This window comes from Variovorax paradoxus, from assembly GCF_029919115.1.
GTDB lineage: Bacteria > Pseudomonadota > Gammaproteobacteria > Burkholderiales > Burkholderiaceae_C > Variovorax > Variovorax paradoxus_O.
Genome location: NZ_CP123990.1, coordinates 15231 through 28399, shown reverse-complemented (window position 1 = coordinate 28399; position 13169 = coordinate 15231). Strand labels below are relative to the sequence as shown.

Genomic DNA, 13169 nt, shown 5'->3' with positions numbered 1-13169 from the left:
AAACGACTGATATGCAACCGCTGATCGACGGCCTCATCTTCATCGTGGACGACGACGCCAGTGTGCGCGAGGCGCTGGCCTGGCTGCTGCGTTCGCGCCGCCTGGAGAGCGAGCACTTTGCAAGCGCCGACGCCTTCGAGCAACGCCTGGCCGAAGGGCCGCTGCCACAGCAGCCGCTTTGCCTGCTGCTGGATGTGCGCATGCCGGGCACCAGCGGGCTGGTGCTGTTCGACCGGCTTGCCGAGCGCGGCCTGCTGGACGCCATGCCCGTCATCTTTCTTACCGGCCACGCAGACGTGCCCACCGCGGTAGATGCGGTCAAGCGCGGCGCTTTCGATTTTTGCGAAAAGCCGTTCTCCGACAACGCATTGGTCGACCGCATCGAGCAGGCGCTGGGCGCCTCGCTCCGGGCGCTTGAAGTGCAGCGCGTGCGGCGCAGCCTGGCCGACCGCATCGCAGAGCTGACCGACCGCGAGCGCGACGTGATGCGGCTCGTGGTCGAGGGCCTCCCGAACAAGCTGATTGCCGATCAGCTGGCCATCAGCGTACGCACGGTGGAGGTCCACCGCGCGCGCGTGTTCGAGAAGATGGATGTGAAATCGGCGGTCGAACTGGCCAACCGCCTGAGAGACCTCTAGGAGATCAGGACTTTTCCGCGACGAAGATCTCGACGCGGCGGTTCTGCGCACGGCCGGCAGGCGTGCCGTTGTCGGCCAGGGGCTCGCGCGAGCCGCGGCCGTCGGTGGTGATGGCGGTGGTCGAGACGCCGCGCGCCACCAGGTGGTTGCGCACGCTGTCGGCGCGGCTCACCGAGAGGCGCTCGTTGCCTTCTTCGCTGCCGGTGTTGTCGGTGTGGCCCACCACGCGCACGCTGGCTGCCGTGGCGCTGCGCAGGCCTTCGGCGACCTTGTCGAGCACCTGCGCGAGGTTGCGCTTCACGTTGGAGCGGCCCACGTCGAACGAGAGTTCGTTGGGAACCACGAGGTGCAGCTGGTTGTCCGTGGTCTGCTCGATCACCACGCCCGTGCCCTTGGTGGAATTTTCCAACTCGGTCTTGAGCGACGCCAGGCGCGCCGTCCAATTGTTGGATGGCGCGGCCGACTGTGCGTCCGGTGCGGCTGAAGCACCCGGCGCAGGCGATTGCGAGGCGCAGCCCGCAACGAACAATGCGGCCGCAGCCGCACCCAAAACAACAAACTTCCTCATGAGTTTTCCCTCTGGATTGACATTGAAACGATAACGACGGACGCCGGCCGCTCCCGCCCAGCCGGCTTTTTCTTCTTATCTGGTTTTACTTATGTTCTGTCTGCCGGGCCGGTCAGCCGCGCGGCGCACGCTCGCCCACATAAATCTCGACGCGGCGGTTCTGTGCCCGGCCGGCGTCGCTGTTGTTGTCGGCAATCGGTTCGTGCGAGCCGCGCCCTTCGATGCGGAAGGCCGCGGCGCTCACGCCGCGTGCCACGAGGTAGTCGCGCGTGCTGGCGGCACGGTCGACCGACAGCGGGTTGTTGATGGCGTCGGAGCCGGTGCTGTCGGTGTGGCCGATGATGCGCACCTCGGCATTCGGGTTGTTGCGCAAGCCGCTCGCAAACTGGTCGAGCACCGGCGCAAAGTTCGACTTGATGTTGGAGCGGCCCACGTCGAACGACACGTCGCTCGGAATCTGCAGCTTCAGTTCGTTGTTCTGCGTTTGGGTCACGGCCACGCCGGTACCTTGCGTTGCCGCTTCCATCTGGCGCTTCTGGTTTTCCATGCGCTGCGACCACAGGTAGCCGCCGAGCGCGCCCGCTGCGGCACCCACTACGGCGCCGGTGCCAATTGCACCGCGGTTGCCGCCGGTCGCGGAGCCAATGGCCGCGCCGCCCAGGGCGCCGATGCCGGCACCAATGCCGGTGTTGCGCTGGGTGTCGGTCATGCCGCCGGCACATCCGGACAGGACGAGTGCGGCGGCGGTGGTGGCGAGAACGAATTTTTTCATGGCTTTCCCTTTCAAGGATGAATCAGGCGGGCCACAGCTTAGCTTCGGCAAGCATGCGATGGTACGGCCTTAACGATCCGCCGAAAACAGGAAAACCTTTCGCCGTGTCCGATGAATGCTAGGATGATTGCTACTAAAGTAATAGCTGATGGGCTCTTCTCCGACATTTCCCTGCGGCTTGCGGCTACGCGAGCAAATCACGCTTCGGGAGGGCGGCGCTGATTGGCGGACTCGTTGTCGTCAGCGGCCTTTTCTTCTTCTTCGTGCAGTTCACCGTTGTTCCGGCCGGAAAACATGGTCCACCAGACGATCAATATGAGGACGAGCCCGGCCCCGAGGGCTTCAAGCAAAATCAAACCCATGAGAAATGGACTCCAGTGGCTGGTAGGGCTCGCGATCGTAGCAACGATGGCGGGCTGCTCCTTCAGCCCCCGCGCGCCGGAAACGCCGGCACGCCCCACTGTTACGCCACCGCGTGACCTCGGACCGCTGACAGGCTCGCTCACGCATCCCAAGAGCCGGTGGGTACCCGTCGGCTGGTCGGAGCTGCCGGGCTTCGGCGACGATCCGCTGCACGAGGCCTGGATTGCGTTGCTTGCCAATTGCGCGCGGCCCAACGCCGCCTTTGCGCCGCTGTGCCGCGACGTGCGCCAACTGGCGATTGCCACGCCCGAAGAGCAGCGCCAGTGGATGACCGACAGGCTGCAGCCGTACCGTGTCGAGTCGCTCGCAGGCGCGAGCGAAGGCAAGCTCACGAGCTACTACGAGCCGGTGTACGACGCCTCGCGCGTGCCCACGGCCACCTTCAACGTGCCGATCTACCAGGCGCCGGAGGGGCTGGTACCGCGCCGCCCCTGGTACACCCGGCAAGAAATCGAAACGCTGCCCGAAGCGCAGGCGGCACTGCGCGGACGCGAGATCGCATGGATGGCCGATCCCATCGACGCGCTCATGCTGCACATCCAGGGCTCGGGGCGTCTTCGCATCACTGAAGCCAACGGCGCGCAGCGCACCGTGCGCGTGGCGTTCTCGGCCACCAACGAGCAGCCCTACAAGAGCGTGCAGCAATGGCTCGTTTCGCAGGGCGTCTCCAAGGTCGGCAAGTGGCCTGACGACACCAAGGCATGGGCCGCGCAGAATCCGCAGCGCGTGCCGCAATTGCTGTGGAGCAACCCTCGCTATGTGTTCTTTCGCGAAGAGACGATGAGCGAGGTCGATGCGGCGTTCGGTCCGCGCGGTGCGCAAGGCGTGCCGCTCACGGCGGGCCGCTCCATTGCGGTCGACCGCGAGAGCATTCCGTATGGCACACCGGTCTGGCTTGCATCGAGCGGGCCGGCCGCGCAGTTGCAGAAGCTGGTGGTTGCGCAAGACACCGGCAGCGCCATTGTCGGTGCGGTGCGTGCCGACTACTTTGCCGGCACCGGCGCGGACGCCGGCCGGCTGGCTGCGAGCATGAACCAGCCCCTGCGCCTGTGGGCCTTGTGGCCGAGGCAAATGCCAGCCCCCTGACCGGAGGCTGAGCGTTTCACGCTCGTGTCATGCGAACTGACTACCTTCGCGGGTTGATTTCTTGTTCAACCCACGAAAGATATTGCGCATGACCGCAAATTCCCGCAGCGACGATCCTTCGATCGATCTCGACGACATCGGCACCAACCCCACCTCGAATCCCTCTTTCACCGACCTGATCGCGTCGCGCCTGAGCCGCCGCCATCTCTTCGGCCTGGGCGTCGGCACGGCCGGCACCGCGTTGCTGCAGGCATGCGGTGGTGGTGGCGGCGGCGGGGGCATCGGCTTTCCGGTGCTGCCTCCGGCACCGGCTCCCGCACCGCCGGCACCGCCGCCGCCAGCACCCGCTCCGCCGGCACCGGCGCCCGCACCTCTCAAGCTCAACTTCAATGCCGTGGCCAAGAGCCTGGACGACGTGGTGAGCGTGCCTGCCGGCTACACCGCCAGCGTGCTCTACCGCCTGGGCGACCCGATTGCCAACGGTGTGGCTGCCTACAAGAACGATGGCACCGACGATCCGGCCACCTACGACCGCCGTGCCGGCGACCACCACGACGGCATGACCTTCTTCGGCATGGACGGCTCGAACAAGTGGGACCCCGTCAACGCGGCGCGCGGCCTGCTCGTGATGAACCACGAAGCCATCACGCCGCTGTTTTTGCACCCCGCTGGCCAGACCATCACCGGCACCGGCAATGCTGCGGTTCGCACCGTGGCCGATGAAGTGCTGCGCGAGTTCTACCTGCACGGCGTGAGCGTGATCGAGGTCAACAAGAGCGGCAACGCCTGGAGCTACAAGCAGGATTCGAGCTTCAACCGCCGCGTGCACACCCTCACCGAAATGGCGTTCTCGGGCCCGGCCGCCAAGACCGACTACCTGAAGACCAAGTATTCGACCGACGGCAGCAAGACCCGCGGCACGCTCAACAACTGCGCCAACGGCACCACGCCGTGGGGCACGTACCTCACGTGCGAAGAGAACTGGGCCGGCTACTTCCGCCGCATTCCGGCCACCGACAACCCCAACCGCACCGCCAAGGAAATCACTTCGTTCAACCGCTACGGTGTTTCGAGCACCGGCCGCGAACTGTGGGCCACCGTCACCCCCGACACGGCCGACAGCATCTACGGCCGCTGGAACACCCAGGTAACCGGCGCCACCGCCACCGACGACTTCCGCAATGGCGCCAACACCTACGGCTGGGTGGTCGAGATCGACCCCTTCAACCCCGCCAGCACGCCCAAGAAGCGCACTGCACTCGGCCGCTTCGGCCACGAAGGCGCCTGCCTTGGCCCGGTGGTGGTCGGCAAGCCGCTGGTCTGGTACATGGGCGACGACTCGCAGAACGAGTACCTCTACAAGTTCGTTTCCACCAAGACCTGGGATGCAGCCGACATCGGCGGCGGCATTGCGGCCGGCGACAAGTACATGGACGATGGCAAGCTCTATGTCGCACGCTTCAACGCCGACGGCACCGGCAACTGGCTGGAGCTCTCGCTCGGCGTGAACGGCATCACCTCTGGCAACGCGACGTACTCCTTTGCCGATGCAGCCGACGTGGTGACCAACGCGCGCCTCGCAGCCGACATCGCCGGCGCGACCAAGATGGACCGCCCCGAGTGGACCGCTGTCAATCCGAAGAACGGAGAGGTGTACCTCACCCTCACCAACAACGCCGCGCGCACCATCGGCTCGACCGACGCCGCCAACCCGCGCTACTACAACGATCCCAAGGGCGTGGCCCAGACGGCGCAAAAGGGCAACCCGAACGGCCACATCGTTCGCTTTGCCGACGCCGGCGGCGACCCCGCGGCAGTCACCTTCAAGTGGGACGTCTATCTGTTTGGTGCACGCTCGACGGCATCGGCCGACATCAACCTGTCGAACCTGGGTGCCGACAACGACTTCTCCAGCCCCGACGGTATGTGGTTCAGCCACGCGACCGCGGGCCTGCTGTGGCTGGAGACCGACGACGGCAAGTACACCGACGTGACCAACTGCATGCTGCTTGCAGCATTGCCCGGCACGGTGGGCGACGGCGCCGCGAAGACGATCACCAACGTCGACGGCGCCACCACGGCGACGCAGGCCACCTTCATCGGCAAGGCACCCGGCACTGACGGCCTGCGCCGCTTCCTGGTCGGCCCGAAGGACTGCGAAATCACCGGCATCGCTGAATCGGGCGACGGCCGCGCGCTGTTCGTCAACATTCAGCACCCGGGTGAAACCACCGCTGCAGCAAGCATCAGCGACCCGACGAAGTTCGGCAGCCACTGGCCCGAAGGCGGCACGGCCCGCCCGCGCTCGGCCACGGTCGTCATCACCAAGGACGACGGCGGCTTGATCGGCCTCTGATCGGTTGTGCCGTTCACTCCCCCGGGTTGCACGCAACCCGGGGGAGCCCCACAGCAAGCTAGCGGGGCAACGGCAGCGCCGTCTTGTATCGCACCTGCTTGAGCGCAAAGCTCGAGCGGATCTTCTCGATGCCTGGAATCGGCGTGAGCTGTTCCAGGATGAATTTCTCCAGCGCCGCCATGTCCGCCACCGCGATGCGGATCAGGTAGTCGCTGTCGCCTGTCATCAGGTAGCACTCCATCACCTCGTCGTGCTCGGCAATGCGCTGCTCGAAGTCGGCGAGCGACTGCTTGCTTTGCGTGGTGAGGCTGATCGAGATGAACACATTGAGCCCGAGGCCCAGCGCCTTCGCGTTCGCGAGCGCCACATAACGATCGATCACGCCGCCGGCTTCCAGCGCCTTCACGCGCGCGAGGCATGGCGAAGGCGACAGCTGGACGCGGCGCGCAAGCTCCACGTTCGACAGCCCGCCGTCGCGTTGCAACTCGTCGAGAATGCGCAGGTCAATGGTGTCGAGTTGCACGAAATGCGGCGTTCGGTTGATTTCCAGGAATTTTATGCTGCACTGATGCCATGGGCATGCCCAAGCCAGTAGCTAATTCTTGCCGCTGCGGCCTAAAGTGCCGGCATGAATGCCCCGATTTCATCCGACCAGATGCGCGCGCTGCTGCTCGACACGCCGCTCTCGCACGACCCCGACCCTGCGGAGACCGCCGAATGGCGCGACGCCTTCCTGGCTCTGGCGCAAACGCATGGTCCGCAGCGTGCGCGGCAGATGCTGGTGGAGCTTGCCCGGCTTGCGCGGCAGCAACGCATCGGATGGCAGCCCGAACTCGCAACGCCTTATGTCAACACCATTGCGGTCGAAGACCAGCCGCCCTTCCCGGGTGACCTGGCCGTCGAGGAGCGCCTGGCTTCGCTCATGCGGTGGAACGCGCTCGCCATGGTCGCAAAGGCCAACCAGGCGTATGGCGAGCTCGGCGGCCACATTGCAAGCTATGCGAGTGCGGCCGATTTGTTCGAGACCGGCTTCAACCACTTCTTTCATGCGCGGGATGAAAAGCATCGAGGCGACCTGGTGTTCTTCCAGCCGCACAGCGCGCCCGGCGTCTATGCACGCGCGTACCTCGAAGGCCGCCTCGGCGAAGAAGACCTGAAGCACTACCGTCAGGAACTGACCGCACCCGCCTTCACGCAAGGCAGCGGCGCACGCGGCCTCAGCAGCTATCCGCATCCCTACCTGATGCCGGACTTCTGGCAGTTCCCCACCGGCTCGATGGGCATCGGCCCGATCAGCTCGATTTATCACGCGCGCTTCATGCGTTACCTCACGCACCGCAATCTGCTCGACTGCGAGGGCCGCAAAGTGTGGGGCGTGTTCGGCGACGGCGAAATGGACGAGCCCGAATCGATGAGCGCATTGACGCTCGCCGCGCGCGAGAAGCTCGACAACCTGGTGTGGGTCGTCAACTGCAACCTGCAGCGCCTCGACGGCCCGGTGCGCGGCAACGGCCGCATCATCGACGAGCTCGAAAAGCTCTTTGCCGGCGCGGGCTGGAACGTCGTCAAGCTCGTGTGGGGCAGCGATTGGGACGGCCTCTTCGCGCAGGACGTGAGCGGCGCGCTCGCGCGCGTGTTCGCCAACACCGTCGACGGCCAGATGCAGACCTTTGCGGCCAAGGACGGCCGCTTCAACCGCGACAACTTCTTCGGCCAGAACCCCGAACTCGCGCGCCTGGCCGAAGGCATGACCGACGAGCAGATCGACCGGCTGAAACGCGGCGGCCACGACCTCGTGAAGATATACGCCGCCTATGCCGCCGCGGCCGCGCACAAGGGCCAACCGACCGTGATCCTCGCCCACACCAAGAAGGGCTACGGCATGGGCAGCGCCGCGCAGGGCAAGATGACCACGCACTCGCACAAGAAGATGGGCGACGTCGATTTGCTCGAATTCCGCGATCGCTTCGACCTGCCGCTCACCGATGCGCAGGCCATTGCGATGGACTTCTACCGCCCGCCCGAAGACAGCGCCGAGATGCAGTACCTGCGCAGCCACCGCGCCGCGCTCGGCGGTGCCATGCCCCGCCGCGAAACCGCGTGCGACATAGTGCCCAAGCCCGACATTGCAAGCTACGCGCAGTTCGCAACAGCGGCAGCGGGCAAGGAAATGAGCACCACCATGGCCTTCGTGCGCATGCTCGGCAACCTGCTGAAAGACAAGGCCCTTGGCCCGCGCATCGTACCCATCGTGGCTGACGAGGCGCGCACCTTCGGCATGGCCAACCTGTTCAAGCAAGTCGGCATCTATTCGAGCGTGGGCCAGCGCTATGCGCCGGAAGACATCGGCTCCGTGCTGAGTTATCGCGAAGCCACCGACGGCCAGATTCTGGAAGAAGGCATCAGCGAAGCCGGCGCCATTGCCAGCTGGACGGCAGCCGCCACCAGCTACAGCGTGCATGGCCTCGCGATGCTGCCCTTCTACATCTACTACTCGATGTTCGGCTTTCAGCGCGTGGGCGACGCCATCTGGGCCGCCGCCGACCAGCGCGCACGCGGCTTTTTGCTGGGCGCCACCTCGGGCCGCACCACGCTCGGCGGCGAAGGCCTGCAGCACCAGGACGGCAGCAGCCACCTGGTGGCCGCGACCATCCCCAATTGCAAGGCCTACGACCCCGCCTACGCCGGCGAGATGGCCGTCATCGTCGACGCGGGCATCCGCGAAATGATGGTCGAGCAGAAGGACGTGTTTTATTACGTCACGCTCATGAACGAGAACTACGCGCAGCCCGATGTGCCCGAGGGTGCAGAGGCGGACATCCTGCGCGGCTGCTATCGATTCGGCGTGTATGCGCCGGCTGCTTTAGGCAAGGCGAAAAAGAAGAAGGTCGTCACCCTTATGGGCTCTGGCGCCATCCTCACCGAAGTCGTCAAGGCGGCGCAGCTACTGGCCCATGAAGGCATCGAGGCCGAGGTGTTCAGCGTGACGAGCTGGAGCGAACTTGCGCGCAATGGCCTGGCTTGCGAGCAGCGCGCAATAGCGGGTGAGAAAGAGGCCGGTGTGCCGTTCATCGCACAGCAGCTCGTTGCGAGCAAAGGCCCGATCATCGCCGCCACCGACTACGTGCGCGCCGTGCCAGAGAGCGTGCGCGCCTTCCTGCCCGAAGGCCGTCGCTATCTCACGCTGGGAACGGATGGGTTCGGCCGCAGCGATACGCGTGCGGCGCTGCGGGGGTTCTTTGGGGTGGATGCGGGGAGCATTGCGCGGGCGGCGCGTTATGCGTTGAGGTGAACGGAGCGATGGCTGCCGCAGGGGCGCGATCCACGGCAGGTCATGTGGAACCGGCCGCCCGCACAATGCGCGCCCCCAGCTTGCTGAGCACTTCCCGGGTCATAAACGTCTTGTCGTCCAGCGATGCCGGGAGTTCTTGAAGCATCTGTATGCGCAGGATGGTGAGCTTGGATACCCGTTTCTCGTCTGCGTCCCTCTGCGCTTGGCCTGGCGGGGTGATATAGATCGGAATCGGGATGTATCTTGTTCCTGCAACCTTTTGCAACGTTGCCGCGTTGACAGCGTTCTCACGGTTTACCGCGAGCCTGCCGAAAGGCTGCGTGGGGAACGAATCTGACCACGAGAAAACATCACTGCCGTCCAGGATGGAGCGATCCACTTCTCCTTGGACGATCCTGAAAGCGGGCACACCGAGTTCGCCCGCAAGCTCTGCCGCGCGATAGAAGGCGAACGCCTTGGCCGTCCGCGAAGCGGTCGCCGGTGATCCATAGAAGTCGATCCGGTAAACGTCTCCCTCGATATGCATGGTGCTGTACCCGTAGGTGCCATCCCCCGCAGATGCCGCTCGGTACGGCGTCGCCGGCAGGCTGGTACAGCCAGAAAGCAGGACGCCTCCGGCAGCAACTGCAACGAACAAAGATCTGGCTGAACAAATCATCGACATATCAAAAGCTCGCGTTGAGATTGAACCCAAAGGTGGTCCTGGCCGTGCGATACCCCTCGGGCTTGCTGATCGGCGCGCCCATGAAGAAGTCATAGCTCAGCTTGCTCCACTGCCCCCGCACGCCAATGACGGCACCCGCCAGGCTGCGGCCGAGCAGATCCACCGTCGAGCGCCCGCCCACATGCCCGTAGTCGGCGCCGACGTACAGTTCCGCCCCGCTCTGTCCCATGGCCCACCCAACATCGTTGCGAATCAGCCAGCCCCGCTCCCCCATCAGGCTCGTCTCGCCGTCGAAGCCGCGCACCGTGTAGCGCCCGCCAATCGAAAACCGGTCCTGCGGCGTCAACGGCGTGCGGTTCCACTGCGCGCGAATCAGCCCCGAATAGCGCAGCTTCTGCGCACCCAGCTTGAACGGCGCATTCAGGCTCACCTCGGCCGTGTACAGCTTCATGCGCGAGGTGCCTTCACCAAATTCTTCTTCCGGCGCCGCAATGGAACCGAAGCCGCCCGTGCCGTGCTTGAACGCCAGCGTGCCCTCCAGCGTGGCCTCGCCGATGAACTCCTTGTGGTTCAGGCCCAGCTCCCAGCCGCCCACCACCCGGTGCTGCACATCGACCTCGGTGTCGTCCACGAAGTTGCGCGATTCCCTGCGGAACCCCTTGAGCGCCAGCGTGGTCTTGCGGCTCTGGTCGCGGTACAGCAGGCGCGAGAGCTTGACCTCGGCGTTGTTGGTCTTGCCTGCATACACATAGTCCTGGTTCAGCCCGGCCACGCTCTGGTGGTACTGGCTGTTCGAGGCCGTGAACCCCAGCATCCAGTAGCCGTACGGCACCGAGTAGTGCACCGTCTGGCCTTCGGTGCCATAGCTCGGCTCCGAGAGAAAGTGGCTGTTGATGCTGTGGTTGGCGCTCAGGTAGAACAGATCGTTCAGCCCGAACGGGTTGTCCATCGACACCGTGGCACCGGCCTGGTAGCGGCCCGTGACCTTGGTGCCGCTGTCGTCCAGGCTCAAGGCCACGCGCCACTTCTTGGCCTGCACGTACTTGACCACCAGGTCGCTGTCGCCGGGCCTGGCGTTGGGTGCGGTCGAGGGCTCGATCTGGATGTCGGCCTCGGCCGTGGGGGCGCGCTTGAGGTTCTCCAGCCCCTGCTCGATGTCGCGCAGGTTCAGGAGATCACCGGGGCGTGCGGGGATGGCCGAACCCAGCAAGGCGCCGCTGCCCAGCAGCGTGGCCGAAGAATCCGGCGTCAGGCGGATGGCCGCGATGCGCCCGGGCACCAGCGACAGGGTCAGGGTGCCGGTGGACAGATCCTGCGGCGCGGCCAGCACCCGGGTGGTGACGAAGCCGCGCGCGATCGCCGCCTGCTGGGCGCGTGCGAGCACGACGTTGACGCCGGTGGTGCCCAGGCATCGGCCGAGGGGGGAATCGTTGCCTTCAGGGCCCGACAGATCGGAAACCGCCCACTGGAAGGCCTCGGCCTGCTCGCCGACCAAGAGCACGCGGTCGATCCGGAAGCACAAGGCTTCGGTCTCGGGGATGCGTGCCACCGGTGCAGGCGGCGCGGCCTGCAGGCGCTGGTCGACCGTGCGCTCGTTCTGCTCGCGCAGGGCGCGTTCGCGTTCCTGCTGGCGTTGCTGTTCGACGAAGGATTGGGGGGTTGTCGGTAGTTGTTGAGCCCCGGCTAACAAAGGGAAAGGGCACATCGCCACAGCAACTGCCACTTGCAATTTGCATTTCAATTTCTAGTTCTCATTTTTATTTCCGGCGCTGACGCTGAGGACGCAATGCTAATGCGCTCGACTCGCAATTTAAATGGCTTTAATTTATATCTCAATAGCCATGATCGCACCATCTAAGCCTTCTATCTCCTCCACGTCCATCCATGCTTCATTTTTGCGTTTCTTGTGAAAGGAGAAGGTCGCATCGGGCCCGAATTCTTCTTCCTTAGCGGCTACTCCAAAATAAATGAAAATATTTTCATCGAAGCTAGCTCTCCATTTTTTTATAAATTCATGAAGAAAAACAAACCCTACAGAAATTGCCAATTCCTTTTTGTCGCAGAAGTCTTTCACGTGAAAACCATTCACCGAGGCCTCGCACCTCGTTCTATTCCCGTACCGGTGAAAATTAAATTCACCTCTCGATTCTGGCTTTAAGAGAAAATCAAAAAACACGCAACCCTGTGTCTCAAAAAAAGGTACGCTCAAGAAGGTGTTCCTTAGGCGATCAGGAATGTGAGGAACTGAGCGTTCGTCGAAGAAATTCCGCTCCATCAGCTTGCTCGCAAATATTTTCATATGCTTAAAGGAGTAGGACCGAAGCTCTGTTGAAAGACGTCTTTATTTTGTTCCATTGCAAGGATCAATAGCCTCATCCTCAAATCCCCAAAGTACGGATAAAATTTTCAATCGCCTCCTTGCTCAGTTTCCATTCGGAAATCAAGAGACCATCATCATTAAAAATTTCTCGCACTTCTTTCTCTTTCATGAAATCCTCGAAGGTTGGGGTTCTTTCGTGATCAAGAAAAAATACTTGTTGCGCAACGCGAATTCTTGCTCGACCTTAAATACAATCCAGGCGGGAATAAAATTGGAATCTTTGAAATCCCGCCAAGAAATTATTAATTTGGCAAATGATTGTCCTGCCAATAGGTTTTCTAGTTGCGTCTTCCAGTGCACTAGATAATCAAGTCGACTCCAGCATCCGGAAGGGGAGAAGAAAGATTCCTCAAGCTCGTTGCAAGAAATCCTGCCACACCATCCGGGCTCACCCAAATAAATTGTCTTATGCGGAGAAAGAGAAATATTGAATTTTCTATTTTTTGACATTTTCAAACCTACTGCATAGGTTGACGTCATGAAAAAGTCAATCTTCTAGTTTCCATGCCAATCTCATTCTAAATTTCGATGGTCATGATGGCATCTGTGGCGGTTTTTATTTTTTTTAAATCCATCCAATTTTCGCCAATGCGCTTTTTATGAAACGTGAAGGTCACATCGGGGCCAAATTCCTCTTCTTCGGGAATCACCCCAAAATAAATAATGCATCCTTCGTCAAATTGATTTCTCCAAAATTCGACAAACTCTTGAAGAAACCCATACGCAATCGCAAGTACATTTGAGCTTTCTCCGCAAAAATCAACAATATGAAATCCATTAACTGATGCTTCACACCCGGTTCTATCCCCATATTGGTGAAAATTTAACCTAGTTGCGGCATCGGGCTTCAAAAGGTGTTCGAAAAAAATGCAGTCATCTTTAACTAAAAGAGGAGAGGTTAGAAAATTTTTCCTCAACTCTCCCTCTGTTGGCGGAGAGGCTTTTATTTCGAAGAAATACCTCTCCATTGATTTGCTCATGCGTATTTTC

Annotated in this window: 13 protein-coding genes; 4 read left to right on the top strand and 9 right to left on the bottom strand. The window is 62.3% G+C overall.

Annotated features, from left to right (window positions below; genetic code table 11):
- The first annotated feature begins 11 nt into the window (after positions 1-11).
- Positions 12-638 carry a response regulator transcription factor gene (locus tag QHG62_RS00095; RefSeq protein ID WP_281148791.1) on the top strand — a complete coding sequence of 209 codons (627 nt, stop codon included), beginning with the start codon at positions 12-14 and terminating at the stop codon, positions 636-638.
- Between the two features lie 4 nt (positions 639-642).
- Here QHG62_RS00095 and QHG62_RS00090 read toward each other — a convergent pair whose 3' ends face one another.
- The 3 genes from QHG62_RS00090 to QHG62_RS00080 form a co-directional block, all read right to left on the bottom strand.
- A complete protein-coding gene (locus QHG62_RS00090; protein WP_281148790.1) occupies positions 643-1206 on the bottom strand; it encodes an OmpA family protein in 564 nt (187 codons plus the stop codon).
- Positions 1207-1318: 112 nt separating this feature from the next.
- Entirely contained in the window at positions 1319-1978 is a 660-nt protein-coding gene (locus tag QHG62_RS00085; RefSeq protein ID WP_281148789.1) for an OmpA family protein, read from the bottom strand.
- 197 nt (positions 1979-2175) lie between these two features.
- Positions 2176-2340: a hypothetical protein gene (locus tag QHG62_RS00080; RefSeq protein ID WP_281148788.1), complete on the bottom strand. Its 165-nt coding sequence runs from the start codon at positions 2338-2340 to the stop codon at positions 2176-2178.
- Here QHG62_RS00080 and mltA point away from each other — a divergent pair.
- Positions 2339-3487, top strand: coding sequence for a murein transglycosylase A (gene mltA / locus QHG62_RS00075; protein ID WP_281148787.1), 1149 nt, complete (start codon positions 2339-2341; stop codon positions 3485-3487). The two genes, QHG62_RS00080 and mltA, sit on opposite strands and share 2 nt — an antisense overlap.
- Before the next feature lie 88 nt (positions 3488-3575).
- The gene (locus QHG62_RS00070) at positions 3576-5843 is read left to right on the top strand and encodes a PhoX family protein (RefSeq protein ID WP_281148786.1); all 2268 of its coding nucleotides are present in this window, start codon (positions 3576-3578) and stop codon (positions 5841-5843) included.
- A gap of 58 nt (positions 5844-5901) precedes the next feature.
- Here the strand turns inward: QHG62_RS00070 and QHG62_RS00065 are convergent, their stop codons facing one another.
- Complete coding sequence (locus QHG62_RS00065) at positions 5902-6366, bottom strand: Lrp/AsnC family transcriptional regulator (RefSeq protein ID WP_126749627.1); 465 nt, start codon at positions 6364-6366, stop codon at positions 5902-5904.
- A 105-nt stretch (positions 6367-6471) separates the two neighbouring features.
- On the opposite strand from QHG62_RS00065, the gene mdeB reads away from it, so the two are divergent.
- Positions 6472-9135 (top strand): alpha-ketoglutarate dehydrogenase, encoded by a 2664-nt coding sequence (gene mdeB / locus QHG62_RS00060; protein ID WP_281148785.1) that lies wholly within the window; start codon positions 6472-6474, stop codon positions 9133-9135.
- A gap of 40 nt (positions 9136-9175) precedes the next feature.
- Here mdeB and QHG62_RS00055 read toward each other — a convergent pair whose 3' ends face one another.
- The 5 genes from QHG62_RS00055 to QHG62_RS00035 form a co-directional block, all read right to left on the bottom strand.
- Positions 9176-9793: a CC0125/CC1285 family lipoprotein gene (locus QHG62_RS00055; RefSeq protein WP_432445637.1), complete on the bottom strand. Its 618-nt coding sequence runs from the start codon at positions 9791-9793 to the stop codon at positions 9176-9178.
- A 7-nt stretch (positions 9794-9800) separates the two neighbouring features.
- The gene (locus QHG62_RS00050) at positions 9801-11504 is read right to left on the bottom strand and encodes a ShlB/FhaC/HecB family hemolysin secretion/activation protein (RefSeq protein ID WP_281151838.1); all 1704 of its coding nucleotides are present in this window, start codon (positions 11502-11504) and stop codon (positions 9801-9803) included.
- Positions 11505-11624: 120 nt separating this feature from the next.
- Positions 11625-12008: a hypothetical protein gene (locus QHG62_RS00045; RefSeq protein ID WP_281148783.1), complete on the bottom strand. Its 384-nt coding sequence runs from the start codon at positions 12006-12008 to the stop codon at positions 11625-11627.
- 276 nt (positions 12009-12284) lie between these two features.
- Positions 12285-12659 (bottom strand): hypothetical protein, encoded by a 375-nt coding sequence (locus QHG62_RS00040; RefSeq protein WP_281148782.1) that lies wholly within the window; start codon positions 12657-12659, stop codon positions 12285-12287.
- Positions 12660-12697: 38 nt separating this feature from the next.
- Positions 12698-13159 (bottom strand): hypothetical protein, encoded by a 462-nt coding sequence (locus QHG62_RS00035; protein WP_281148781.1) that lies wholly within the window; start codon positions 13157-13159, stop codon positions 12698-12700.
- Positions 13160-13169: the final 10 nt, after the last annotated feature.